This window comes from Alkalihalophilus pseudofirmus (assembly GCF_029094545.1).
Classification (GTDB): domain Bacteria; phylum Bacillota; class Bacilli; order Bacillales; family Bacillaceae_D; genus Alkalihalophilus; species Alkalihalophilus pseudofirmus.
The window spans coordinates 112820-138165 of record NZ_CP117835.1; the positions used below are offsets into that span (position 1 = coordinate 112820).

The following is a 25346-nucleotide window of genomic DNA, read 5'->3' on the forward strand; positions in this document are numbered from 1 at the left end:
CCCTCGGCTTTTCACCATAGAGATAGTAGTACCTCCTCTTTCACGTTTGTCTCCTTTCTCTGTTACAATAAGAGTAGAAGAAGTAAGGAAGTGAGGAAGGTTAATGGCAAAGAAAAAAACAAAGTTCGTTTGTCAGGAATGCGGCTATGAATCAGCCAAGTGGATGGGGAAATGTCCTGGATGTCAAGGCTGGAACACCATGGTCGAAGAGTTTGAACCAAGTGCCAAACAATCTAGCCGGAGTTATGTCACTTCAGGGGCAGCCCAAGGCACGAAACCGCAAGCGATCACAACCATTGTTAGTGAAACAGAAGCTAGAATGAGCACGACGATGGTCGAGTTAAATCGTGTACTCGGCGGAGGGATTGTACCTGGCTCTCTTGTATTAGTAGGCGGTGACCCCGGAATAGGCAAGTCTACTTTATTACTCCAATTATCAGCGAAGCTCGCTGCTACAAATGAAAAAGTCCTCTATATCTCTGGTGAGGAATCTGTAAAGCAGACCAAACTGCGGGCTGATCGGTTAAATGTATCGTCATCTAACCTTTATGTATTAGCTGAAACGGATCTTAGCTTTATTGAACGAGCTATTGATCAAGTCGAACCCGCCCTCGTCATTATCGATTCCATTCAAACCGTTTACCAAGATGAGATTGCCTCTGCACCAGGAAGTGTGGCACAAGTAAGAGAATGTACTGCAGCCTTTATGAAAATAGCCAAGACACGCGGGATTGCGATCTTTATCGTAGGTCATGTGACCAAACAGGGTTCGATAGCTGGACCGAAGCTTCTTGAACATATGGTCGATTCCGTTTTATATTTCGAAGGCGAGCGTCATCATACATATCGAATTCTTCGTGCTGTGAAAAATCGTTTCGGTTCGACGAATGAGATGGGGATCTTTGAAATGAAGGAATTAGGATTGGAAGAAGTGTTGAATCCTTCTGAGATATTCTTAGAGGAACGCTCAAAAGGAGCAGCAGGATCGATCGTTGTCGCATCAATGGAAGGTACGAGGCCTGTATTAGTCGAACTGCAAGCACTTATTTCTCCAACCAGTTTTGGGAATCCTAGACGAATGGCAACAGGAATTGATCATAACCGTGTATCACTGTTAATGGCTGTTTTAGAAAAGCGTGTAGGTCTCTTGCTGCAGAATCAAGATGCCTACCTTAATGTGGCAGGCGGTGTTCGCTTAGATGAACCTGCTATTGATTTAGCGATTGCATTAAGTATCGCATCTAGCTTCCGTAACCAAGTGACAAGCCCAACAGATGTGGCGATCGGAGAGATTGGATTAACCGGCGAAATACGTAGGGTGTCACGGATTGAACAGCGTGTGAATGAGGCAGCTAAATTAGGGTTTAAGCGTGCTATTATACCTGAGAAGAATCTTGGAGGCTGGAGTGTTCCAAAAGAGATTCAAGTAGTAGGCGTACCAACGTTAGAGCGTGCGCTTGAGGTAGCTTTAGGGAGGTAAGTCGTATGGATGAAAGGAAAAAAGAGGGCTTTATTCAAAGTGTATTAAAACTTGTAGCCCCTGGTACTGCTCTACGTGCAGGAATCGATAATGTACTTCGAGCTAAAACAGGGGGCTTAATTGTTCTTGGTTATAATAATGAGATGATGAATATTGTAGATGGGGGCTTCTTTATTAATTGTGATTTCTCCCCTGCTTACTTATATGAGCTGGCTAAAATGGACGGTGCCATCATTTTAAGTGAGGATGGGAAACGTATTTTGTATGCGAACACTCAGCTTGTTCCTAATAACGGGATTGAATCAAATGAAACAGGAATCCGCCATAGAACAGCCGAGCGTGTAGCAAAACAAACGGGCAACCTTGTTATTTCGATCTCTCAGCGTCGTAATGTTATCACTCTATATCAAGGAGAGAACCGCTATTCTCTTAAAGATATTGGGGTTATCTTAACGAAGGCAAACCAAGCGATTCAAACACTTGAAAAGTATAAAGTGGTTCTTGACCAAGGGATAACAAATTTAGGAGCATTGGAATTTGAACAGCTGGTTACATTCCACGAGGTAACTCAAGTAATTCACCGAGTGCAGATGGTGCTGCGAATTAAAAGAGAGATCTTGAATTACGTCAATGAACTTGGTGATGAGGGCAGATTGATTACTATGCAGTTAAATGAGCTGGTATCAAATATTGAAAAAGAAGCGATTTATCTGCTGAAAGATTATGTGAAGGATAGAAAGCAAGATGAGTTCGATACGTTGCGAGAGCTGACAAAGTCTCAGACAGAAGATCTGCTTGATGAACATGAAATTGTGAAGGTACTCGGTTACGGAAAAAATGTGAATGTTCAAGAACAAGCAGTGTCACCAAGAGGGTTCCGGATCCTGCACAGAATCCCAAGACTGCCGCCAGCAATTATTAATAACCTGATTGATAAGTACGGCAATTTATCGAGCATCATGTTTGCGAGTATCGAGGAGCTTGATGAGGTCGAAGGGATCGGAGAAGCACGTGCTAAAATGATAAAAGATGGTCTTCAAAGGATTCAAGAACAGTTGTTTGTAGATCGTCATATCTAAGGATGATTAAGTTATCTGAATTGACAGAATTTTATTCGTTTGTTACGTTTTAAGTAACATTTTATCATGGAATTTTATGTGAAATTAAGTTTGCTAGGTTTCAATTATGGAAACTTGTCTATAATAATTGAAGGAGGTGAAGCTGAATGCTGAGATGGATTGTGCAATTGTTTTTCATTTTAATGGGTGGGACCTTAGGGTTTTTATTTGTTCCTGAACTGATTCAGGTGATCAACTTTGGTGAAACGCCAGCTTGGTTAATGAGTCCTTATGCAGGTGCTGTAATTGGAGCCGTTATTCTTTTTGTTACCACTTTCTGGTTAGCTGACTATATCGTAAATCTTATGAAACTTGTAGAAGAAGCGATTGTCAAAGCTCCTGTTACAGATGTTTTATTTGGCTCGATGGGATTGATTATTGGACTAATTGTTGCGTATTTAATAGGTATTCCTCTAAATGTTATTCAAATCCCTGTCGTAAGTACGATTGTTCCTATCTTTGTAACGATATTCTTAGGGTATTTCGGTTTCCAGATTGGTTTTAAGAAGCGTGATGAATTAATTAATTTGTTCACGCGAAACATAGGAAAAGATAAAAAGAAAGAAGAGGAAGAGCGTGCTAGCGGCAGTCAGCTGAAAATTCTTGATACGAGTGTCATTATTGATGGCCGCATTGCTGATATTTGCAAGACAGGTTTTCTAGAAGGGACTTTAGTGATCCCGGAATTCGTCTTAGAAGAGCTCCAGCATATTGCTGATTCCTCAGATGTATTAAAGCGCAATAGAGGCCGCCGAGGATTAGATATTTTAAATAAAATCCAAAAAGAATTACCGATAAATGTTGAGATCTATGAAGGTGACTTTGAAGAGATTCAAGAGGTTGACAGTAAGCTTGTGAAATTAGCTAAACTTTCTTCAGGTATGGTTGTAACAAATGATTTCAATTTGAATAAAGTTTGTGAACTGCAAGGTGTGTCGGTCTTAAATATTAATGACCTGGCGAATGCTGTTAAACCAGTTGTTCTTCCAGGTGAAGAACTGAATGTTCAAGTGATTAAAGATGGAAAAGAACAGCATCAAGGCGTCGCTTATTTAGATGACGGCACAATGATTGTCGTAGAAGGTGGACGCGATCATATAGGAAAGAATCTTGATGTAGTAGTCACAAGTGTTCTGCAAACCAGCGCAGGGCGGATGATTTTCGCAAAACCTAAACTGTTAGAAAAAGCTCTGTAAATAAATAGATGAAGCACCTGCCTCTAAGCGTTGATTCAGATGGAAGGTGCTTTTCTTTTTTAGGTTAACTTTCTCTTTTTGCTTCATTACGAGTAGGGTGGCTGATTAATCATGGCAAATTTTATGCGTGTATTCTTAAAATCATGATAAAATAAAAGGCAATAAAATGATGCCGCAGCAGTAGTTTTGTCTTTTGTTGCATCGAGGAGAAGTAGAGGTATACAAACATGAACTATAGTGTAGTCATTCCTGCTGCAGGACAAGGGAAAAGAATGCGGGCAGGAAAGAACAAACAATTTATCTTTCTTAAGAATGAGCCGATTATTGTCCATACGCTTCGTGTTTTTATAGAAGACTCATGGTGCAGACGCATTGTTCTTGTAGTTAATAAAGATGATCGCCGCGAAATGGAAAAGTTAATCTCTACCTTTAAGGGAGAGAAGCTGATTGAATTGGTTGATGGAGGTACAGAGCGCCAGCAAAGTGTAAAATGTGGAATTGATGCTATTTTTGACACAAGGGATGAGGAAAAAGAAGAAATCGTATTAGTTCACGACGGGGCCAGACCTTTTATCAAGCAAGAAGTCATTCACCGGCTTGTGCAAGCAGCGGCAATTGATAAGGCTGCAACCGTAGCTGTACCTATGAAAGATACGGTGAAAAGAGTAAGAGATATGACAGTGGTGGAGACGATGGACCGCTCTGAACTATGGTCGATTCAAACACCGCAAGCTTTTCAGCTAGTTACCATAAAAGAAGCGCATGATAAGGCAGAGGATGCGAATCAATTAGGTACAGATGATGCGAGCCTTATTGAATGGGCAGGCAGGTCAGTGACGGTTGTTGAAGGCGATTATACAAATATAAAGCTTACCACCCCTGAAGATCTGCTTTTTGCAGAAGCGATATTGGCACATAAGGAGAGAGTATAGGATGATTCGAATAGGACAAGGATATGATGTGCATCAATTAGTAGAAGGAAGACCTCTCATTATCGGCGGAATCACAATCCCGTATGAGAAAGGTTTGCTTGGTCATTCTGATGCAGATGTGCTGCTTCACACCATTGCGGATGCTGTTCTTGGAGCAGTGGCAGAAGGTGATATCGGCAAACATTTTCCAGATACTGACCCTGAGTTTAAAGATGCAGATTCAGCGAAACTTTTAACTCATGTATGGGGAATTGTAAAGGAGAAGGGGTATGAATTAGGCAATATTGATTGCACGATTATTGCCCAAAAACCAAAAATGGCTCCTCATATAAATGAGATGAGACAGCGCATTGCGGAGCTTCTTGAAGCAGATATCAGTCAAGTTAACGTGAAAGCCACAACTACCGAGAAGCTTGGTTTCACAGGCCGCGGCGAAGGTATTGCTTCACTAGCAACGGTGCTTTTGACAAAGTCATCTTAATTCTTTTAGGCAAGTCTAAAAAGAGTGACGCAGGATTATAGGAACAATGCTACAATAAAAAGCATACTATTTTAGAAATGGAAGGTGCATGAAATGGGTAGTGAAGTGAGAGTACGTTTTGCTCCTAGTCCGACGGGGCATTTACATATTGGTGGTGCCCGCTCGGCATTATTTAATTATTTATTTGCAAAAAGCCAAGGCGGAAAGTTTATCCTTCGCATTGAGGATACAGATCAAGCCCGCAATGTAGAGACTGCGACAGAAAAATTAATGGACAGTTTGAAGTGGCTTGGAATTGAGTGGGATGAGAGTGTTGACGTAGGAGGCGAATATGGTCCTTACAGTTGTATGGAGCGTATTGACCTATACAAAGAATATATTCAAAAGCTTATTGATGAAGGCAAAGCGTACTACTGCTATATGACGGAAAGCGAGTTAGAAGCAGAGCGTGAAGAGCAGCTTGCACGTGGCGAAACGCCTAAATACAGCGGTCGTGATCGTAACTTGACTGAAAGTGAACGCAAAGCTTACGAAGAAAAGGGCCTCAAGCCTGTTGTTCGTTTCCGCGTGCCTGAGGGTCAGGATATTGTGATCGATGATGCGGTAAGAGGGAAAGTAACATTTGAGTCTGACGGCATTGGTGATTTCGTTATTGCAAGAAAAGACGGCGTGCCGATGTATAACTTTGCTGTGACAGTTGATGATCATTTAATGAAAATCACACATGTCATTCGTGGTGAGGAGCATTTATCTAATACACCGCGCCAAGTAATGCTTTATCAAGCATTTGGCTGGGAAACTCCTCGTTTTGCTCATGCATCATTAATTTTAAATCCTAATCGTCAGAAGATGAGTAAGCGTGATGAGTCGATTATTCAATTTGTGGAACAATATAAAGAGCTTGGTTACATGCCGGAAGCCATTGTGAACTTCCTATCATTACTTGGCTGGTCACCAGTCGGAGAAGAAGAGATCTTCTCTATGAAAGAGCTAGGAGAGCAATTTTCGCTTGACCGTGTAGCAAAGGCTCCTGCTGTATTTGACACAGATAAGCTGACGTGGATGAATAACCAGTATATTAAAGAAGCAGAGCTAGAGAGAGTTCTTGAGCTGACCATTCCTCATCTTGAGAAAGCAGGAAGACTGCCTGAAGATATGAATGAAGAGCGTCTTGAGTGGACAAAACGCTTAGTAAGCCTGCATCAAGAAAAACTCCATTACGGGGCAGAAATTGTTGAGTTAACAGAGTTGTTCTTTAAGGCAGAAATTGATTATAATGAAGAAGCGCAAAACGTACTCGATGAAGAGCAAGTACCTGAAGTGCTGAAGCATTTCTTAAGTGAACTTGAAGAGCTTGACACATTTGAAGCTGCACAGATTAAGGCTGCTATTAAGTCGACTCAAAAAGCGACAGGCCAAAAAGGCAAGAATCTCTTCATGCCAATCCGTGTAGCAACAACCGGCCAGACGCATGGTCCAGATCTTTTAGTTTCAATTGAACTTCTAGGCAAAGCAGTCGTGACAGCTCGCCTTAAAAGTCTTTTATAAATAGTGTTATCGTGTTGAGAGGGAAAAGTAAGGAATATAATTGCTTTTTAGAGAGAACCATCATCGGCTGAAAGTGGTTTAAGCAATGATTTCTGAACATGCACCCTTGAGCCTTTCTCTGAATCACTCCGGTTTAGTAGGGGAAAGCGAGTGGCGTCGTTATATGCCATAGAGATAGTATGAGGGATACTCCCTTTTACTAAAACAGAGTGGAACCGCGCTAGGCGCCTCTGTGCATATGCTGCACAGGGGCGTTTTTATATTTAAAAAAAAGAGATAATTTTCAAAGGGGGAGGAGAAGCGATGAGAAAAATCATACGAACGCTCATGAATGATGTAGATGTGGTGTTTAGTCAGGACCCTGCTGCTAGAAGTCGGGTAGAAGTAATTTTTACCTACTCAGGAGTTCATGCGATCTGGTCACACCGGCTCGCTCATTGGATGTGGAAAAAGAAGTTTTACTTCTTAGCAAGATTGCAATCACAAATCAGTCGCTTTTTCACCGGAATTGAAATTCATCCTGGAGCAGTCATTGGCCAAAGGTTATTTATTGATCACGGCATGGGTGTTGTCATTGGGGAGACTTGTGAGATCGGGGATAATGTGACGATTTACCAAGGTGTAACATTAGGTGGAACAGGGAAGGAAAAAGGCAAGCGCCACCCGACTATAGCAGATGGTGTATTGATTGCATCTGGTGCTAAAGTGTTAGGATCATTTTTAATTGGAGAGAATGCTCGTATAGGAGCAGGTTCGGTTGTGTTAAAGCCTGTACCTCCTAATTCAACCGTAGTAGGGATACCAGGAAAGATTGTTATTCAAGATGGAGTAAAAGTAGAACACGGCTTAAACCATCACCTATTGCCAGATCCTATTGCCGATAAATTAAAAGAGTTAGAAGATGAGGTTCGCGATCTGCGTAAGCAGCTAGAAGAACAAAGACAATCAAAATAGTACTTTACGATTAATAAAACTAATGAATGATTAAAAGTTGAAGGAGTCGATCATATGGCGATTCAGCTATATAACAGCTTAACAAAGAAAAAAGAAACATTTGTACCGATGGAAGAGGGGAAAGTTAAGATGTATGTGTGCGGGCCTACCGTGTATAACTACATCCATATTGGCAATGCAAGACCGCCGATTGTCTATGATATGGTCAGACGTTATTTAGAATATCGCGGGTATGAAGTAGAATTTATCTCTAATTTCACAGATGTAGATGATAAAATCATCCGTGCTGCTCACGAACTTGGAGAAGACGTATTTGCTGTGGCGAATCGTTTCATTGAAGAATACCACAATGATACGTGCGCACTCGGAGTCAAAAAGGCTAATAAACACCCTCGTGTAACAGAGACGATTCCAGAAATTATTGACTTTGTAGCTAAGTTAATTGAAAAAGAATACGCTTATGAGTCGGGGGGAGATGTTTATTTCCGCACAAAGAAATTTGAAGGCTACGGCAAGCTATCTTCTCAATCAATAGATGACCTTCGCTCTGGTGCGAGAATTGAAGTAGATGAGCGAAAAGAAGACCCGCTTGATTTTGTATTATGGAAAGCGGCTAAAGAAGGAGAAGTTTCTTGGGAGAGTCCGTGGGGCGATGGCCGTCCGGGCTGGCACATTGAATGTTCTGCGATGGTGAAGAAATATTTAGGCGATACGATCGATATTCATGCCGGAGGAAAAGATTTATCTTTCCCTCATCATGAAAATGAAATCGCCCAATCGGAAGCTTTAACTGGAAAAACGATGGCAAATTACTGGATGCACAATGGATTTATTAATATAAATAACGAGAAAATGTCGAAATCACTCGGTAATTTTGTTTTAGCACATGATATTATTCGACAGCATTCTGCAGAAGTCGTACGTTTCTTCATGCTGACTGCTCACTATCGCAGCCCGATTAATTTCAGCGACGAACTGCTAGATGGAGCTAAGAATGGATTAGAGCGTCTTCGCACAGCTGTTTCAAGTTTAGAACACCGCTTAGGAGAATCGGCTGATTACGGAGAGAAAGCAGAATGGTTAACGAAAATCTCGCAGCTGAAAGAAACGTTTATTAAGGAAATGGATGATGATTTTAATAGCGCAAACGGCATTGCGGTAATGTTTGACCTTGCTAAAGAGGCGAATCGTTACTTGCGTGAAGAACAAACATCTAAAGAAGTCTTGCATGCATTCATCGCTTTATTTGATGAGTTAGCAAATGTACTAGGGATTGTAGTGCGTACCCAAGCAGAACTTTTAGATACAGAAATAGAAGCCTTGATTGAAGAGCGAAATGAAGCTCGCAGGTCGCGTAACTTTAAGCGTGCAGATGAGATTCGCGATCAGCTGAAGGATCAAGGTATTTTGCTTGAAGACACTGCGCAAGGTGTTAGGTGGAAACGAGGTTAAGATGAAATTAATAGAACCGAATACAGATTTAACACAGCTTAATGCATTAGCGCTTGCCTATATGGGCGACTCGGTATTAGATATGTATATTCGTTACTATCTTATTGCGCAAGGTAAAGTAAGGCCGCATCGGCTGCACGTAGAAGCGACACGCTTTGTATCAGCTAAAGCACAAGCAAAAGTGGTTTACTCATTATTAGATGAAGAATTTTTTACAACGGAAGAAGAGGCCGTGCTAAAGCGCGGCCGCAATGCAAAGTCAGGCTCGATCCCTAAGAATACTGATGCTAATACGTATCGCTATTCTACCGGGTTTGAGGCTGTACTAGGCTATCTTTATTTACAAGGTGAGAATGCACGATTAGATCAAGTGATGGAAAAGGTCGTTGCTATATTGGATGAAAAATAAATAATAAAAGTAAATGGAAGGAGGCGTGAGAGTATGAAACAGGAGTTTATTTTAGGGAAAAATCCGGTCATTGAGGCTCTTCGCGCAGGACATGCTATTAATAAAATTTGGATTGCAGAGGGGTCCAATAAAGGACAAATGACTAAGGTTGTACAGCTGGCAAAAGAGCAAGGCGTCCTAATCCAAAATGCTCCAAAGAAAAAGCTTGAGCAGCTAGTAGACAGCTCCAATCACCAAGGGGTTGTTGCTTCGATTGCTGCCTATGAATATGCAGAGATGGATGATTTGTTTGCACTTGCCGAAAAACGCGGGGAAGAGCCTTTCTTTCTTATTCTAGATGAAATAGAAGATCCTCATAATTTAGGCTCTATCATGCGGACAGCTGATGCCGCAGGAGCACACGGAATTATTATTCCAAAGCGCCGTGCAGTAGGCCTCACGCAGACAGTTGCCAAAGCCTCAACCGGTGCGATTGAGTATATCCCGGTTGTACGCGTAACTAATATTGCAAGAACGATGGATGATTTGAAGAAGAGAGGCTTATGGTTTGCCGGCACAGATGCAAAAGGGAGTGCTGATTACCGTCAAGCTTCATTTGATATGCCCATTGGGTTAGTTATTGGAAGCGAGGGGAAAGGAATCAGCCGCTTAATTAAAGAAAAATGTGACTTTCTGATTCAGATTCCAATGGTAGGACAAGTTACCTCTCTTAATGCATCTGTTGCAGCGAGCCTTTTGATGTATGAAGTGTATAGAAGACGTCATCCATTAGGAAACAAGTAAAATGAAAGATATTCTCCTTGTAGATGGTTACAACATGATTGGAGCATGGCCGGAGCTGAGAGCATTAAAGGATCGTGATCTCGCTCTGGCGCGTGATCGTCTCGTTGAGCGGATGGCTGAGTATCAAGCTTTTACTGGGTATGAGGTGAAGGTCATCTTTGATGCTCATATGGTTGCAGGAATTGGGAAGCAGTATCTTAACTACCGTGTGGATGTGATCTATACGAAAGAAAATGAAACTGCAGATGAGCGAATTGAGAGACTTGTGCTTGATCTAAAACAAATTGATACACGAATTCATGTAGCTACTTCTGACTTTACAGAGCAATCACTAATCTTTGGAAGCGGTGCATTAAGGAAGTCAGCCAGAGAGTTATTAATTGAACTTGAAGTGGCAGATAAAGGGATTGAAGAAAGTGTCGAAACTACACGAAAAAAGCGAGATTCGACAAAACTGCCGCTAAATGAAGAAATGATTGAAATTTTTGAAAGATGGCGTCGAGGCGGCAGATGAGTGGTTGACCGGCTGGAAATCTGTGCTATATAATTATCGTATAATTTGGACAACATCCAAGGTCGGGGGGATTGTCGTGCACATGGACCTTCAAGAAACGGTAACAAAGCTCAGTTATGATCAAGTTGATGATGATGTGTTAGTGGAACAAGTGCGTATGGGGGATAGTGGTGCTCTTGAGTTTCTGATCAACAAGTACAAGAATTTTGTACGAGCAAAAGCTCGGTCGTATTTTTTGATAGGAGCAGATCATGAGGACATTGTCCAAGAAGGTATGATAGGTCTTTATAAAGCTGTCCGAGATTTTAAAGGGGACAAGCTTGCATCATTCAAGGCATTTGCAGAACTATGTATTACCCGTCAAATCATTACCGCAATCAAGACAGCTACGAGACAAAAGCATATTCCGCTTAACTCGTATGTTTCACTTGATAAGCCGCTTTATGATGAAGAGTCAGACCGTACATTATTGGATGTAATCTGTGGAAGTCGAGTAACCAATCCAGAAGATCTATTAATCAACCAAGAAGAGTTTGAAGATATCGAGCTTAAAATGGGAGAAATCTTAAGTGAACTCGAGCGACAAGTGTTAATGCACTACCTCGATGGAAGATCCTATCAAGAAATTTCTGAAGATCTGAACCGTCATGTAAAATCAATAGATAATGCCCTGCAGCGTGTAAAGCGTAAGCTAGAGCGTTATGTAGAGTTAAAAGGTATTACGCTATAAGGAGCAATAGAGCCTGGTTCTATGTCAACCAGGTTCTTTTTCTTGTAGGATGCCAGGTGGTGAATCTATCAGCCAATCAGTTGGTATCACTAGAAGCAATTGACACTTAATAGTTGCTATGCTACAGTTAAAGAGTGTGTATACAGCTGTACGGAGGTGCCTGATGCGTAATAAAGTAATACTAGCCTGTGAGATTTGTCATTCAAGAAATTATACAACCCAAAAGAATAAACTAACTCACGTTAACCGCATTGAGGTGAAGAAGTTCTGTAAGTTGTGCAATGAGCACACTCTTCATCGTGAAACCAAGTAATACAGATGGAGCGGTTCTTTTTTTGGCTTTTTTTACACCTTAGCTTGGATGAAACTTAAGCAGATATATTAACCATATATAAAAACTTGAGCGGATATAGAAATAAAAAGACAAAGGTGAAAAGTTTTGCTTCACGGTAAAGCCTCTAAAATAAGACAAGCTTTGCCTATGGATGGGACGTTGGTTTGGTCTTGTTTATGTGCTGACATAAACAATTTCGGAATAGATACGCATTTATTTGTCTATATTGATTGGTGCTGGAGGTGTCTGCCATGGCTGGCGGCGAAAAGAACATTGGTAAGTTTTTTAAAGATGTCGTACTTGAGATGAAACGTGTATCGTGGCCTACTCGTAAAGAATTAACTCGCTACACTTGGGTGGTTCTTGGTACGGTTGCGTTTATTACTGTTTTCTTTGCAATTGTAGACTACGGAATCTCTTCTGTTGTTCGTTTATTGCTCGGATAAACCAGCTGGATAGCTTTCAGTCTTGGTTAAGTATGGTTGAGAGAAGGAGGGAAGGACAAAACCGTCCTATTAAACATGGAGAAAAATTGGTATGTGGTTCATACGTATTCAGGCTATGAAAATAAAGTAAAAGCAAACTTGGAAAAACGTGTTGAGTCAATGGATATGACTGACAAAATTTTCCGAGTGCTTGTTCCTGTTGAAGAAGAAACAGAAGTGAAAAACGGGAAAACGAAGCAAGTGACAAAAAAGGTATTTCCTGGTTATGTTATTGTTGAGATGGTCATGACAGACGATTCATGGTATGTTGTACGTAACACACCTGGAGTAACTGGCTTTGTCGGCTCTTCGGGTGCGGGTTCAAAACCTACAGCGTTATTACCTGAAGAAGCAGAAGCGATCTTGAAACAAATGGGTGTAAGTGAGCCTAAAGCTGATCTTGATTTTGAATTAAAAGAATCAGTTAAGGTGAAGGAAGGTCCATTTGCTAACTTTATCGGATCGATTGAAGAAATTTATTTGGACAAGCAAAAGATTAAAGTGCATGTAAATATGTTCGGTCGTGAAACCCCGGTAGAGCTTGAATTTGATCAAGTTGAAAAGATTTAATTCAAAAAAACTTGAAAGTTATCTCTGAAGGTGATAAAATCTTCATGTTTGATAATGGTTTTACTACATGAACCATCGGGTGCATGATTGCATCCGTTTTTTGAGTGGGAGGGTGTAGACACCCGGATAACCACATCACGGACTAAGGAGGTGTGTCACGTGGCTAAAAAGGTAATTAAAATGGTTAAATTACAAATTCCTGCTGGTAAAGCTAATCCAGCGCCGCCGGTTGGTCCTGCATTAGGTCAAGCAGGTGTTAATATTATGGGATTCTGTAAAGAATTTAACGCTCGTACTTCAGATCAAGCGGGTCTTATCATCCCGGTAGAAATTACGGTATTTGAAGACCGTTCGTTTACATTCATCACTAAAACTCCGCCTGCTGCTGTTCTTCTTAAGAAGGCTGCTGGTATCGAGTCAGGTTCTGGTGAGCCTCACATTAAGAAAGTTGCAACAGTTAAGCGTGATAAAGTACGCGAGATTGCTGAAACGAAGATGCCAGACCTAAACGCAGCTGATGTTGAAGCAGCTATGCGTATGGTTGAAGGTACTGCACGTAGCATGGGTATCGTGATTGAAGACTAATTTGTAACATTGTTTTTTATGGAGGTTGCGATGAGGAAACCCCTCTTTACCTAAGTTTTAGGTTCGCAACCTTTAATAGTGGGAGGTACTACCGCTAAAACCACATTCGAGGAGGAAATTAGCATGGCTAAAAAAGGTAAAAAATATCAAGATGCTGTAAAGCTGGTAGACCGCGATGCGGCATATCTTGCTGATGAAGCAATTGAATTAGTAAAGAAAACTGCTACAGCTAAATTCGATGAAACAGTTGAAGTTGCTGTACGTCTAGGTGTTGACCCTAAGAAAGCAGATCAACAAATCCGTGGAGCTGTTGTTCTTCCAAACGGAACAGGTAAAACTCAACGCGTTCTTGTATTTGCTAAAGGTGAAAAAGCGAAAGAAGCTGAAGCTGCTGGCGCTGATTATGTAGGTGATGAGGATTTCATCAACAAGATCAACCAAGGTTGGTTCGAGTTTGATGTAATCGTAGCGACTCCTGACATGATGGCACAAGTTGGTAAGCTTGGTCGTGTTCTTGGACCAAAAGGCTTAATGCCAAACCCTAAGACTGGTACAGTAACATTTGATGTTCAAAAAGCTGTTAATGAAATCAAGGCTGGTAAAGTAGAATACCGTGTTGATAAAGCTGGTAACATCCACGTACCAATCGGTAAAGTATCGTTCGAAACAGAAAAACTTGTTGAGAACTTCACAACTATTATTGAAACATTAGTGAAAGCAAAACCTTCTGCTGCTAAAGGAACATACATGAAGAATGTTGCTGTAGCATCAACTATGGGACCTGGTGTACGCGTTAACGCTTCATCAATTGCAAAGTAATTATTGACTTTCAATAATTAGTAAAGTATACTCTTAAGAGTGCTTTGGCACGACTAAGATAAAAATGAACATCATACCGTAGACAGTAGGTGCATTGATTGCTTAATTTCCTACCGAGGTAAGCTTATAGATTCAGTGTAACTGACATCAATAATGCCCTCATGTCTACATGGGGGCTTTTTATATTCGCTTCTTGACGGTATGGTATAAAAACCATGGGAGGTGTAAGGATGAGCGTACTAGAACAAAAGAAACAAATCGTATCTGATATCGCTGATAAGCTACGTGATAATAAAGCAACTATTGTTGTTGACTACCGTGGTCTTAACGTTGCTGAAGTAACTGAACTTCGTAAGCAGCTTCGTGAAGCAGGCGTTGAGTTCAAAGTTTACAAAAACTCTTTGACTCGTCGTGCGGCTGATGCAGCTGAGCTTTCTGAGCTTAACGAACAGCTTGTTGGACCGAACGCTGTTGCTTTCAGTGCAGAGGATGTAATTGCTCCTGCAAAGGTGCTAAACGAATTTGCTAAGAAGCATGATGCTCTTGAGATCAAAGCTGGTGTTATTGAAGGACGCGTTGCTTCGGTTGAAGAGATCAAAGCTCTTGCTGAACTTCCATCACGCGAAGGTCTACTTTCTATGCTTGCGAACGTACTTCAAGCTCCAATGCGTGGTTTCGCATTAGTTACGAAGGCTGTTGCAGAGCAAAAAGAAGAAAAAGGCGCGTAAGCTGACGCTTGTTCGCTAACGTTTTACAAAAACTAAAAAACTTATTTATATAGGAGGATTTCAAAATGACTAAAGAACAAATCATTGAAGCAGTTAAAGAAATGACTGTTTTAGAACTTAACGACCTTGTTAAAGCAATCGAAGAAGAATTTGGTGTAACTGCAGCTGCTCCTGTAGCTGTAGCAGGTGGAGCTGCTGAGGGTGGCGCTGCTGAGCAAACTGAATTTGACCTAATCCTAACTTCTGCTGGTGGTTCAAAAATCGGCGTAATCAAAGTTGTTCGTGAAATCACTGGTCTTGGTCTTAAAGAAGCTAAAGCTTTAGTTGATGGTGCTCCATCTCCAGTTAAAGAAGGTATCGCTAAAGAAGAAGCTGAAGAAATGAAAGCTAAACTTGAAGATGCTGGCGCTTCTGTAGAAGTTAAGTAATAAATCTTCAAAAAAGACTCGCATCTATGCGGGTCTTTTTTTCTTCTAAATAACAGGTTTTGATTATAGTAAATGAGATCAAAATAGGTGATAGAAGTGTTGATGAAAGTGAGGGATTCATAAGTGTCTGGTCATTATTATTCAAATGATCCTAAAGTAGAAAGTGATGAAAAAACATGGTCATTTGAACTGAAAGGGAAGACGTACAGATTCACATCTGATAGAGGTGTCTTTTCAAAGAAGGAAGTGGATTTTGGGAGTCGTCTTTTAATCGATGCATTTACAATGCCTGAAGTGAGCGGGGCGCTATTAGATGTCGGTTGTGGATATGGGCCGATTGGTCTAGCTGTTGCCTCTATCGATAAAGAGCGTGAAGTTCATATGGTAGATGTAAATGTGAGAGCATTAGATCTTGCTCGAAAAAATGCTATGAATAACGGAATATCGAACGTGGACATCTATGAAAGTGACACGCTCGGCCAAGTGAAAGGCGACCAGTATGCTGCGATCTTAACTAATCCTCCTATTCGTGCCGGAAAGAAAGTGGTTCACGAGATTTTTGAACAGGCACATGGGCGCCTTAAAAATGGAGGCTGCCTGTGGGTAGTTATTCAAAAGAAGCAAGGTGCTCCTTCAGCAATGGAGAAAATAGAAGGGTTATTTGGAAATGTAGAAGTAGTAGAAAAGAAAAAGGGATACTTCATTTTATCTGCAAAAAAAATTGACTGAGTATCTACTTTGTGATATTGTTATTTAATGCGTATAACTACCTATTTTTCGTAAAGTCTATCTTTTTTTATTCTGTATAGCATTGGAGAAATATGGTTATACTAGTATAATCGAACGAATGGATGGAAAATGTGGTTTTATTAAACGAAGCCATTTTTTCTTTTTGTGCGTGAAGACTATGTCAGGTAATACAAGCTTTAAGCTTATATGAGTTGTGTGAGAATGCGGCAGTATAAGTGTGTACGCAATCTATAAAAATGTTTAATCTGCAATCTTTTCTTATGATCTATAGGGAGAGAGTAGATGAAGTCATTTTTAGATACTATAACGCGAGATTTGAGGGGTGAATCAGTTGACAGGTCAACTTGTTCAGTATGGACGCCACCGCCAACGTAGAAGCTATGCAAGAATTAACGAAGTGTTGGAGTTGCCAAACTTAATTGAGATTCAAACAGCTTCTTATCAATGGTTTCTTGATGAGGGTTTAAGAGAAATGTTCCAAGACATTTCCCCGATTCAAGACTTCACAGGAAATTTAGTTTTAGAGTTTATTGATTACAGTCTTGGGGAGCCCAAATACCCGGTAGATGAATCAAAAGAGCGTGATGTGACGTTCGCTGCTCCTTTACGAGTTAAAGTCCGTCTTATTAATAAAGAGACTGGTGAAGTGAAGGAACAAGAAGTATTCATGGGTGACTTCCCATTAATGACAGAGACTGGCACATTCGTCATTAACGGGGCAGAGCGTGTTATCGTTTCTCAGTTAGTACGTTCTCCAAGTGTGTACTACAGTCAAAAGACTGACAAGAATGGGAAGAAAGGTTTCACCGCTACTGTTATTCCAAACCGCGGAGCATGGTTAGAGCTTGAAACCGATGCGAAGGACATTGTGTATGTCCGTATTGACCGCACAAGAAAGATTCCAGTGACGGTTCTTTTGCGTGCCTTAGGGTTTGGGTCTGATCAAGAGATCATTGATCTATTAGGTGAAGATGAGTATCTTCGTAATTCCCTAGAGAAAGATAATACAGATAGCACGGAAAAGGCATTGCTTGAAATCTATGAGCGTCTTCGTCCGGGTGAACCACCAACAGTAGAAAATGCAAAGAGCTTGCTTGATTCTCGCTTCTTTGATCCTAAGCGCTATGATCTAGCGAATGTTGGTCGTTACAAGATTAACAAAAAGCTTCATATTAAAAACCGTTTATTCAACCAGCGTTTAGCAGAAACGTTAGTGGATCCTGAGACGGGTGAAGTAATTGCTGAGGAAGGTACGCTTCTAGATCGTCGTACGCTAGACCGTATTCTGCCTAACTTAGAAAATAACATTGGTTTCCGTACAGCTCGTGCATCAGGCGGAGTAGTAGAAGACAGCGAAATTGATCTGCAATCTATTAAGATTTATGCTCCAGATGACCAAGAGGGTGAGCAAGTGATCCGTATCATCGGTAATGGCTTAGTAGAGCGTGAAGTGAAACATATCACTCCAGCTGATATTATCGCATCTATTAACTACTTCTTTAACTTACTGCATGGTGTCGGTGATACAGATGATATCGACCACCTAGGTAACCGTCGTCTTCGTTCAGTAGGGGAATTACTGCAAAATCAATTCCGTATCGGTTTATCTCGTATGGAGCGTGTTGTACGTGAGCGTATGTCTATTCAAGATCCGAATATGATTACGCCTCAAGCTCTTATCAATATCCGTCCGGTTATTGCCTCTATTAAAGAGTTCTTCGGAAGCTCTCAGCTTTCTCAATTTATGGACCAAACGAACCCGCTAGCTGAGTTGACACATAAGCGTCGTCTATCAGCATTAGGGCCTGGTGGTTTAACACGTGAGCGTGCTGGATTTGAAGTGCGTGACGTTCACTACTCTCACTATGGTCGTATGTGTCCAATTGAAACTCCTGAGGGACCGAACATTGGATTGATTAACTCATTATCTTCTTATGCGAAGGTAAATGAATTTGGTTTTATGGAAACACCGTACCGTCGTGTGGATCCTGAAACTGGAAAAGTAACAGCACAAATTGATTATCTAACAGCAGATGAAGAGGATAACTATGTTGTCGCTCAGGCAAATGCTCGTCTAGCTGATGATGGATCATTTGTAGATGATAATATCATTGCTCGTTTCCGTGGGGAGAACACTGTTGTCCCACGTGAGCGTTTAGATTATATGGATGTATCTCCTAAGCAGGTAGTTTCAGCGGCGACGTCATGTATTCCGTTCTTAGAAAATGATGACTCCAACCGTGCACTTATGGGAGCGAACATGCAACGTCAAGCTGTTCCTCTACTTATTCCTGAGGCACCGCTTGTTGGTACAGGTATGGAGCATGTATCTGCTAAAGATTCAGGTGCTGCGATTGTATCGAAGCATCCTGGTGTAGTAGAGCGTGTAACAGCTAAAGAAATCTGGGTTCGCAGAACTGAAGAAGTAGATGGTAAACAAGTGAAGGGTGACCTTGACAAATACCGTCTTCAAAAGTTTATTCGCTCGAACCAAGGTACAAGCTACAACCAACGTCCGATCGTTCGTGAAGGCGATGTGATTGAAAAACGTGAAATCCTTGCTGATGGTCCATCAATGGAAAGCGGAGAAATGGCATTAGGCCGTAACGTACTTGTTGGATTCATGACATGGGATGGTTATAACTATGAGGATGCGATCATTTTAAGTGAGCGCCTTGTAAAAGATGACGTATATACATCTGTTCACATTGAAGAGTATGAGTCAGAAGCTCGTGATACGAAGCTTGGACCTGAAGAAATTACTCGTGATATTCCAAACGTCGGTGAAGACGCGCTTAAGAACTTGGATGAGCGAGGAATTATCCGTGTGGGTGCTGAAGTAAAAGACGGCGACATTCTGGTTGGTAAAGTTACGCCAAAAGGGGTTACAGAACTAACAGCTGAGGAGCGTCTATTACATGCAATCTTCGGTGAAAAAGCTCGTGAAGTACGTGATACGTCACTACGTGCACCGCATGGCGGCGACGGAATTGTACTAGATGTGAAGATCTTTAACCGTGAAGACGGCGATGAGCTTCCTCCTGGTGTGAATCAGCTTGTACGTGTATACATCGTACAAAAGCGTAAGATCAACCAAGGAGATAAGATGGCCGGACGACATGGTAACAAAGGGGTTATCTCTCGTATCTTGCCAGAAGAGGATATGCCTTTCCTTCCAGATGGAACACCAATCGATATCATGTTAAACCCACTAGGGGTACCATCTCGTATGAACATCGGACAGGTGCTTGAGCTTCATTTAGGTATGGCAGCTCGTAAACTTGGCATCCATGTTGCTTCTCCTGTATTTGACGGAGCGAATGAGGAAGATGTTTGGGGTACACTAGAGGAAGCTGGTATGGCACGTGATGGTAAGACAGTCCTTTATGATGGACGTACCGGGGAGCCGTTTGATAACCGTGTGTCAGTAGGGATCATGTACATGATCAAGCTTGCCCACATGGTAGATGATAAGCTTCACGCTCGTTCAACTGGACCATACTCACTCGTTACACAACAGCCGCTTGGTGGTAAAGCACAATTTGGTGGACAGCGTTTCGGTGAGATGGAGGTTTGGGCACTTGAGGCCTATGGAGCTGCTTACACTTTACAAGAAATCTTAACTGTTAAGTCTGATGACGTTGTCGGACGTGTTAAGACGTATGAAGCAATTGTTAAAGGTGAAAATGTTCCTGAGCCAGGTGTACCTGAATCATTTAAAGTTCTTATCAAAGAGCTTCAATCACTCGGTATGGATGTGAAGATGCTCTCAAGTAACGAGGAAGAGATTGAGATGAGAGAGCTTGATGATGAAGATGAACAGACTTCAGAAAAGCTTAACTTGAATCTTGAATCAAGCGAATCAAACGTATAACGAATAAAAGTATAGAAAAAAGCGATGCGGGGGCTAGATGTACTAGTTCCCATGTTGCTGTCTTACCCTCTTTAACATATTAAAAAGAGAATATAGATACTTTCATTTGCGTGTTCTATAAGACATGGAAATCAAAAGGGAGGTTGGCCCCTTGATAGATGTAAATAACTTCGAATATATGAAAATTGGTCTTGCTTCACCGAACAAGATTCGTTCTTGGTCACGTGGGGAAGTAAAGAAACCAGAAACGATTAACTATCGTACACTTAAACCTGAGAAAGACGGCTTATTCTGTGAGCGTATTTTCGGACCTCAAAAGGACTGGGAATGTCACTGTGGTAAATATAAGCGTGTCCGTTATAAAGGTGTTGTCTGCGATCGTTGTGGTGTAGAGGTTACACGTGCAAAAGTTCGTCGTGAACGTATGGGTCATATTGAGCTTGCTGCACCTGTTTCTCACATTTGGTACTTCAAAGGAATTCCGAGCCGTATGGGCCTAGTGCTTGATATGTCTCCTCGTTCGCTTGAAGAAGTCATTTACTTCGCTTCATACGTAGTAACTGACCCAGGTGAGACGCCGCTTGAGAAAAAGCAGCTTCTATCTGAGAAAGAGTACCGCACATACCGTGATAAATACGGCCGCTCATTCACTGCTGCTATGGGAGCAGAAGCGATCCGTAAGCTTTTAGCTGATATCGACCTTGAAAAAGAAGTTGATGGGCTGAAAGAAGAGCTGTTAACTGCTCAAGGGCAACGTCGTACGCGTGCGATTAAACGTCTAGAAGTATTAGAAGCGTTCCGTAATTCAGGAAACGAACCTTCTTGGATGATTTTAGATGTACTTCCGGTTATTCCGCCAGAATTACGTCCAATGGTTCAGCTTGATGGTGGTCGTTTTGCTACTTCTGACTTAAATGACCTTTATCGTCGTGTAATTAACCGTAACAATCGTTTGAAGCGCCTTCTAGATTTAGGAGCTCCAAATATTATTGTCCAGAATGAAAAGCGTATGCTTCAAGAAGCAGTAGATGCATTGATTGATAATGGCCGCCGCGGACGTCCGGTAACAGGACCAGGTAACCGTCCATTAAAATCTTTATCTCATATGCTTAAAGGGAAACAAGGACGTTTCCGTCAAAACTTACTAGGTAAACGTGTTGACTACTCTGGTCGTTCGGTTATCGTAGTAGGTCCGAATTTAAAGATGTATCAGTGCGGACTTCCAAAAGAGATGGCACTAGAGCTATTTAAGCCATTTGTTATGAAGGAGCTTGTAAGTAAAGGTCTTGCTCATAACATTAAGAGTGCTAAGCGTAAGGTAGAGCGCGTTCAACCTGAGGTGTGGGATGTACTTGAAGAAGTAATCCGTGAGCACCCAGTACTATTAAATCGTGCCCCTACTCTTCACCGTCTTGGTATCCAAGCATTTGAGCCAACTTTAGTTGAAGGTCGTGCAATTAAGCTTCACCCGCTCGTATGTACAGCATATAACGCTGACTTTGATGGTGACCAAATGGCTGTTCACGTACCGTTATCAGCAGAAGCACAAGCAGAAGCGCGTCTTTTAATGCTTGCAGCTCAAAACATCTTGAACCCGAAAGATGGTAAGCCGGTTGTTACTCCGTCTCAGGATATGGTATTAGGTAACTACTACCTGACAATGGAGCGTGAGGAAGCAAAAGGTACAGGTTCTATCTTTAAAGATACAAATGAAGCATTGATTGCGTATCAAAATGGATATGTGCATCTTCACACACGTGTAGCAATTCCTGTTGCCTCACTCGGTAAAACAACATTTACAGAAGACCAAGAAGATAAATTGTTATTAACGACTGTAGGGAAGTTAATTTTCAATGAAATTCTTCCTCCGTCATTCCCATACATCAATGAGCCGACTGCAGTGAACTTAGAGGTGGAAACGCCAGCTAAATACATTGTACCAAGCACTACAGATGTAGCGAAGTTGTTTGAAGAGCGTGAAGTTGTAGCGCCATTTAAGAAAGGCTTCCTAGGAAATATCATCGCTGAAGTATTTAAGAAGTTTAAGATCACTGAGACTTCTAAGATGCTTGACCGAATGAAAGACTTAGGATTTAAGTACTCAACGAAAGCTGGTATTACTGTTGGGGTAGCCGATATCGTTGTACTTGCAGAGAAAAAAGAAATCCTTGCTGAAGCTGAAATTAAAGTTGAGAAGGTATTAAAGCAATTCCGCCGTGGTCTTATCACAGAGGAAGAGCGCTATGACCGTGTTATCTCAGTTTGGAGTGAAGCGAAGGATGTTATCCAGAATAAATTAATGGGAACTCTTGATAAACGCAACCCAATCTTTATGATGAGTGACTCAGGTGCCCGTGGTAACGCATCAAACTTTACGCAGCTTGCAGGTATGCGTGGTCTGATGGCTAACCCGTCTGGTCGAATCATTGAGCTTCCGATCAAATCAAGTTTCCGTGAAGGTTTAACGGTACTCGAGTACTTCATCTCTACTCACGGTGCGCGTAAAGGTCTTGCCGATACAGCCTTAAAGACTGCCGATTCAGGTTACCTGACTCGTCGTCTAGTAGATGTTGCACAAGATGTAATTGTACGTGAAAAAGACTGTGGTACAGATCGTGGACTATTAGTCGGTGCGATTAAAGAAGGAAACGAAATTATTGAAGGACTGTATGACCGTTTACTCGGCCGTGTAGCATTCAAGACTGTTCGTCATCCTGAAACAAATGAAGTTCTTATTAAAAAGAATGGACTTATTACAGAGGATGTCGCTAAAGTAATTCTAGATGCAGGAATTGAAGAAATGACAATCCGTTCTGTCTTCACTTGTAATACACGCCATGGTGTGTGTAAGCAATGTTACGGCCGCAACCTTGCGACAGGAAGCGACGTCGAAGTTGGGGAAGCAGTTGGAATTATCGCTGCTCAATCAATCGGTGAACCGGGAACTCAGCTTACAATGCGTACGTTCCATACAGGTGGGGTAGCAGGAGACGATATCACTCAAGGTCTTCCGCGTATCCAAGAGATTTTCGAAGCTCGTAATCCTAAAGGTCAAGCAGTTATCTCTGAAATTGAAGGGGAAGTTGTTGACTTTAAAGAAGGCGACAAGCGTGAAGTTACTGTCCGCAGCGAAATGGAGAGCATTAACTATGCGATTCCTTACGGTGCAAGAATTAAAGTGGCTGTCGGCGATTATGTAAAAGCCGGCGAAAGCTTAACAGAAGGTTCGATCGATCCGAAAGAACTTCTAAAAGTTCGTGGTATGGACGGTGTTCAAGAGTATCTCTTACGCGAAGTTCAAAAAGTATACCGTATGCAAGGGGTAGAAATTGGCGATAAGCACGTTGAGGTTATGGTTCGTCAAATGCTTCGTAAAATTCGTGTGGTGGATGCAGGGGAAACAAATGTACTTCCAGGTTCCCTTATTGAAATCCAACACTTCAACGATGAGAACGCAAAAGTGTTACTTGAAGGCAAACGCCCTGCTACAGGTCGTCCAGTACTTCTTGGTATCACAAAAGCTTCTCTTGAAACGGATTCCTTCTTATCAGCTGCTTCGTTCCAAGAAACGACTCGTGTCTTAACTGATGCAGCAATTAAAGGAAAACGTGATGAGTTGCTAGGTCTTAAAGAAAATGTTATTATCGGTAAGTTGGTTCCAGCGGGAACTGGTATGGACCGCTACCGCCACTTGAATATTTTATCTACTCATGATGATAATCAAGAAGAAGCGGAAGCTGCTGTACTAGAAGAAGTAGGAACTCACGAATAAAAACTATTAATAAGTGGTTGACACACATATATCAGGGTGATAAGATATCAAAGTGTGCCTCAGAACCTGTTGCTTTGGAGGATGAACAATGTCTTATGAAAAAGTAAAGCAGGCTAGTAACCTTATTATAGGTACTAAGCAAACATTAAAGGCGCTAGAGATCGGTGAGGTTTGTGAACTGGTTGTAGCAGAAGATGCTGATACTCGTGTTGTATACAAAGTTGAAGCGTTAGCGAAGTCAAAGCAAATCCCGGTTTATTATGTTGACTCAATGAAAAAGCTTGGTAAAGCTTGTGGCATTGAAGTCGGTGCAGCCACTGTTGCTTTAAGGAAGTAATCGTGTTTTTGCCATTCGGGGCGATCCGCATGGCAAAAACTTTACTTTTGCCTAAATATGAACCACCAGGATCAGTGGTCTTATCTTTTTAAAAGAGAGGAGGAAAAATAATGCCTACTATTAACCAATTAATCCGTAAAGGACGCGTTGCTAAAGTTAAGAATTCTGATTCACCAGCACTTAACAAAGGGTACAACAGCTTTAAGAAGAATCAAACAAACCTTTCTTCTCCTCAAAAGCGTGGTGTTTGTACTCGTGTTGGTACAATGACTCCGAAGAAACCGAACTCGGCTCTTCGTAAGTATGCACGTGTTCGTTTAACGAACCAAATTGAGGTAACGGCATACATCCCAGGTATCGGTCACAACCTACAAGAGCACAGTGTTGTTCTTATCCGTGGCGGCCGTGTAAAAGATTTACCAGGGGTTCGTTACCACATCGTACGTGGTGCGCTTGATACAGCAGGTGTACAAAATCGTATGCAAGGACGTTCTAAGTATGGTACAAAGCGTCCAAAAGATAAAAAGTAATTAAAAAAATAATTGTTTAAATGTTGAAAGGAGGGGAAACAATGCCTCGTAAAGGTCCAGTTACTCGTCGCGATGTATTACCAGATCCTATTTATAATTCAAAACTAGTTACACGTCTAATCAACCGTATTATGGTTGATGGAAAGCGTGGGGTTGCTCAAACAATCCTATATAATGCGTTTGAATTAGTGAAGGAACGTAGCGGAAAAGACCCTATGGAAGTATTTGATCAAGCGCTTAAGAACATTATGCCTGTTCTTGAAGTTAAAGCTCGTCGTGTTGGTGGTGCTAACTACCAAGTGCCGATCGAAGTTAAGCCTGAGCGTCGTACAACTTTAGGTCTTCGTTGGTTAGTAAACTATTCACGTCTTCGTGGAGAAAAAACGATGGAAGAGCGTTTAGCTTATGAAATCTTAGATGCTGCTAACAACGCTGGTGCTTCTGTTAAGAAGCGTGAAGATACTCATAAGATGGCTGAAGCGAACAAAGCGTTTGCTCACTATCGTTGGTAAGATTTTATTCTTATTAAATAAATCG

The 25346-nt window shown here is 41.5% G+C and carries 25 protein-coding genes and 2 other annotated features; all 25 genes read left to right on the forward strand.

The genetic code is table 11. From position 1 onward, the window contains the following. Positions 1–103 precede the first annotated feature (103 nt). The 25 genes from radA (at position 104) to rpsG (ending at position 25321) form a co-directional block, all read left to right on the forward strand. Positions 104–1480, forward strand: a complete 1377-nt coding sequence (radA, locus tag PQ478_RS00565; protein WP_012957109.1) for a DNA repair protein RadA — start codon at positions 104–106, stop codon at positions 1478–1480. Between the two features lie 5 nt (positions 1481–1485). Further along, positions 1486–2559 (forward strand): DNA integrity scanning diadenylate cyclase DisA, encoded by a 1074-nt coding sequence (gene disA, locus PQ478_RS00570; RefSeq protein ID WP_289235538.1) that lies wholly within the window; start codon positions 1486–1488, stop codon positions 2557–2559. 146 nt (positions 2560–2705) lie between these two features. Beyond that, positions 2706–3794 carry a PIN/TRAM domain-containing protein gene (locus PQ478_RS00575; protein ID WP_012957111.1) on the forward strand — a complete coding sequence of 363 codons (1089 nt, stop codon included), beginning with the start codon at positions 2706–2708 and terminating at the stop codon, positions 3792–3794. Positions 3795–4021: 227 nt separating this feature from the next. Then, the gene (gene ispD / locus PQ478_RS00580) at positions 4022–4726 is read left to right on the forward strand and encodes a 2-C-methyl-D-erythritol 4-phosphate cytidylyltransferase (protein ID WP_289235539.1); all 705 of its coding nucleotides are present in this window, start codon (positions 4022–4024) and stop codon (positions 4724–4726) included. 1 nt (position 4727) lies between these two features. Further along, a complete protein-coding gene (gene ispF / locus PQ478_RS00585) occupies positions 4728–5207 on the forward strand; it encodes a 2-C-methyl-D-erythritol 2,4-cyclodiphosphate synthase (RefSeq protein ID WP_012957113.1) in 480 nt (159 codons plus the stop codon). Between the two features lie 93 nt (positions 5208–5300). Beyond that, the gene (gene gltX, locus PQ478_RS00590; protein ID WP_289235540.1) at positions 5301–6755 is read left to right on the forward strand and encodes a glutamate--tRNA ligase; all 1455 of its coding nucleotides are present in this window, start codon (positions 5301–5303) and stop codon (positions 6753–6755) included. A gap of 5 nt (positions 6756–6760) precedes the next feature. Beyond that, positions 6761–6990, forward strand: a binding site (T-box leader). Positions 6991–7058: 68 nt separating this feature from the next. Further along, positions 7059–7709, forward strand: a complete 651-nt coding sequence (gene cysE / locus PQ478_RS00595) for a serine O-acetyltransferase (protein WP_022630038.1) — start codon at positions 7059–7061, stop codon at positions 7707–7709. Between the two features lie 54 nt (positions 7710–7763). Further along, entirely contained in the window at positions 7764–9161 is a 1398-nt protein-coding gene (gene cysS, locus PQ478_RS00600; RefSeq protein ID WP_075683994.1) for a cysteine--tRNA ligase, read from the forward strand. A 1-nt stretch (position 9162) separates the two neighbouring features. Continuing rightward, complete coding sequence (locus PQ478_RS00605; RefSeq protein WP_012957117.1) at positions 9163–9570, forward strand: Mini-ribonuclease 3; 408 nt, start codon at positions 9163–9165, stop codon at positions 9568–9570. Positions 9571–9603: 33 nt separating this feature from the next. Then, on the forward strand, positions 9604–10353 hold the full coding sequence (gene rlmB / locus PQ478_RS00610; RefSeq protein ID WP_012957118.1) for a 23S rRNA (guanosine(2251)-2'-O)-methyltransferase RlmB: 750 nt from the start codon (positions 9604–9606) through the stop codon (positions 10351–10353). 1 nt (position 10354) lies between these two features. After that, positions 10355–10867, forward strand: a complete 513-nt coding sequence (locus tag PQ478_RS00615) for an NYN domain-containing protein (protein WP_012957119.1) — start codon at positions 10355–10357, stop codon at positions 10865–10867. An 82-nt stretch (positions 10868–10949) separates the two neighbouring features. Further along, the gene (sigH, locus tag PQ478_RS00620) at positions 10950–11597 is read left to right on the forward strand and encodes an RNA polymerase sporulation sigma factor SigH (protein ID WP_012957120.1); all 648 of its coding nucleotides are present in this window, start codon (positions 10950–10952) and stop codon (positions 11595–11597) included. A 163-nt stretch (positions 11598–11760) separates the two neighbouring features. Beyond that, positions 11761–11910: a 50S ribosomal protein L33 gene (gene rpmG, locus PQ478_RS00625; protein WP_012957121.1), complete on the forward strand. Its 150-nt coding sequence runs from the start codon at positions 11761–11763 to the stop codon at positions 11908–11910. Between the two features lie 272 nt (positions 11911–12182). Next, positions 12183–12377, forward strand: coding sequence for a preprotein translocase subunit SecE (secE, locus tag PQ478_RS00630; RefSeq protein WP_012957122.1), 195 nt, complete (start codon positions 12183–12185; stop codon positions 12375–12377). Positions 12378–12452: 75 nt separating this feature from the next. Next, on the forward strand, positions 12453–12986 hold the full coding sequence (gene nusG / locus PQ478_RS00635; protein ID WP_012957123.1) for a transcription termination/antitermination protein NusG: 534 nt from the start codon (positions 12453–12455) through the stop codon (positions 12984–12986). A 159-nt stretch (positions 12987–13145) separates the two neighbouring features. Continuing rightward, the gene (gene rplK / locus PQ478_RS00640; protein ID WP_012957124.1) at positions 13146–13571 is read left to right on the forward strand and encodes a 50S ribosomal protein L11; all 426 of its coding nucleotides are present in this window, start codon (positions 13146–13148) and stop codon (positions 13569–13571) included. Positions 13572–13649: 78 nt separating this feature from the next. Then, positions 13650–14390: a 50S ribosomal protein L1 gene (gene rplA, locus PQ478_RS00645; protein ID WP_075683995.1), complete on the forward strand. Its 741-nt coding sequence runs from the start codon at positions 13650–13652 to the stop codon at positions 14388–14390. 58 nt (positions 14391–14448) lie between these two features. Continuing rightward, positions 14449–14582 (forward strand) — a sequence feature (ribosomal protein L10 leader region). Between the two features lie 38 nt (positions 14583–14620). Further along, complete coding sequence (rplJ, locus tag PQ478_RS00650; RefSeq protein WP_022630045.1) at positions 14621–15118, forward strand: 50S ribosomal protein L10; 498 nt, start codon at positions 14621–14623, stop codon at positions 15116–15118. Between the two features lie 65 nt (positions 15119–15183). Beyond that, positions 15184–15546: a 50S ribosomal protein L7/L12 gene (gene rplL / locus PQ478_RS00655; protein ID WP_012957127.1), complete on the forward strand. Its 363-nt coding sequence runs from the start codon at positions 15184–15186 to the stop codon at positions 15544–15546. A 123-nt stretch (positions 15547–15669) separates the two neighbouring features. Next, complete coding sequence (locus PQ478_RS00660; protein WP_289235541.1) at positions 15670–16275, forward strand: class I SAM-dependent methyltransferase; 606 nt, start codon at positions 15670–15672, stop codon at positions 16273–16275. 352 nt (positions 16276–16627) lie between these two features. Beyond that, positions 16628–20170, forward strand: coding sequence for a DNA-directed RNA polymerase subunit beta (gene rpoB, locus PQ478_RS00665; RefSeq protein WP_075683997.1), 3543 nt, complete (start codon positions 16628–16630; stop codon positions 20168–20170). 151 nt (positions 20171–20321) lie between these two features. Further along, positions 20322–23942: a DNA-directed RNA polymerase subunit beta' gene (gene rpoC / locus PQ478_RS00670; RefSeq protein ID WP_289235542.1), complete on the forward strand. Its 3621-nt coding sequence runs from the start codon at positions 20322–20324 to the stop codon at positions 23940–23942. 88 nt (positions 23943–24030) lie between these two features. Then, a complete protein-coding gene (locus PQ478_RS00675; protein WP_022630050.1) occupies positions 24031–24279 on the forward strand; it encodes a 50S ribosomal protein L7ae-like protein in 249 nt (82 codons plus the stop codon). Positions 24280–24389: 110 nt separating this feature from the next. Continuing rightward, complete coding sequence (gene rpsL / locus PQ478_RS00680) at positions 24390–24809, forward strand: 30S ribosomal protein S12 (protein ID WP_012957132.1); 420 nt, start codon at positions 24390–24392, stop codon at positions 24807–24809. A 41-nt stretch (positions 24810–24850) separates the two neighbouring features. After that, positions 24851–25321 (forward strand): 30S ribosomal protein S7, encoded by a 471-nt coding sequence (gene rpsG, locus PQ478_RS00685; RefSeq protein WP_012957133.1) that lies wholly within the window; start codon positions 24851–24853, stop codon positions 25319–25321. The last annotated feature ends 25 nt before the right edge of the window (positions 25322–25346 follow it).

Excerpts from the sequence above, each read along its gene's own strand:
- radA (WP_012957109.1), top strand. The coding sequence starts at position 104 with ATGGCAAAGAAAAAAACAAAGTTCGTTTGTCAGGAATGCGGCTATGAA.
- disA (WP_289235538.1), top strand. The coding sequence starts at position 1,486 with ATGGATGAAAGGAAAAAAGAGGGCTTTATTCAAAGTGTATTAAAACTT.
- PQ478_RS00575 (WP_012957111.1), top strand. The coding sequence starts at position 2,706 with ATGCTGAGATGGATTGTGCAATTGTTTTTCATTTTAATGGGTGGGACC.
- ispD (WP_289235539.1), top strand. The coding sequence starts at position 4,022 with ATGAACTATAGTGTAGTCATTCCTGCTGCAGGACAAGGGAAAAGAATG.
- ispF (WP_012957113.1), top strand. The coding sequence starts at position 4,728 with ATGATTCGAATAGGACAAGGATATGATGTGCATCAATTAGTAGAAGGA.
- gltX (WP_289235540.1), top strand. The coding sequence starts at position 5,301 with ATGGGTAGTGAAGTGAGAGTACGTTTTGCTCCTAGTCCGACGGGGCAT.
- cysE (WP_022630038.1), top strand. The coding sequence starts at position 7,059 with ATGAGAAAAATCATACGAACGCTCATGAATGATGTAGATGTGGTGTTT.
- cysS (WP_075683994.1), top strand. The coding sequence starts at position 7,764 with ATGGCGATTCAGCTATATAACAGCTTAACAAAGAAAAAAGAAACATTT.
- PQ478_RS00605 (WP_012957117.1), top strand. The coding sequence starts at position 9,163 with ATGAAATTAATAGAACCGAATACAGATTTAACACAGCTTAATGCATTA.
- rlmB (WP_012957118.1), top strand. The coding sequence starts at position 9,604 with ATGAAACAGGAGTTTATTTTAGGGAAAAATCCGGTCATTGAGGCTCTT.
- PQ478_RS00615 (WP_012957119.1), top strand. The coding sequence starts at position 10,355 with ATGAAAGATATTCTCCTTGTAGATGGTTACAACATGATTGGAGCATGG.
- sigH (WP_012957120.1), top strand. The coding sequence starts at position 10,950 with ATGGACCTTCAAGAAACGGTAACAAAGCTCAGTTATGATCAAGTTGAT.
- rpmG (WP_012957121.1), top strand. The coding sequence starts at position 11,761 with ATGCGTAATAAAGTAATACTAGCCTGTGAGATTTGTCATTCAAGAAAT.
- secE (WP_012957122.1), top strand. The coding sequence starts at position 12,183 with ATGGCTGGCGGCGAAAAGAACATTGGTAAGTTTTTTAAAGATGTCGTA.
- nusG (WP_012957123.1), top strand. The coding sequence starts at position 12,453 with ATGGAGAAAAATTGGTATGTGGTTCATACGTATTCAGGCTATGAAAAT.
- rplJ (WP_022630045.1), top strand. The coding sequence starts at position 14,621 with ATGAGCGTACTAGAACAAAAGAAACAAATCGTATCTGATATCGCTGAT.
- rplL (WP_012957127.1), top strand. The coding sequence starts at position 15,184 with ATGACTAAAGAACAAATCATTGAAGCAGTTAAAGAAATGACTGTTTTA.
- PQ478_RS00675 (WP_022630050.1), top strand. The coding sequence starts at position 24,031 with ATGTCTTATGAAAAAGTAAAGCAGGCTAGTAACCTTATTATAGGTACT.
- rpsL (WP_012957132.1), top strand. The coding sequence starts at position 24,390 with ATGCCTACTATTAACCAATTAATCCGTAAAGGACGCGTTGCTAAAGTT.
- rpsG (WP_012957133.1), top strand. The coding sequence starts at position 24,851 with ATGCCTCGTAAAGGTCCAGTTACTCGTCGCGATGTATTACCAGATCCT.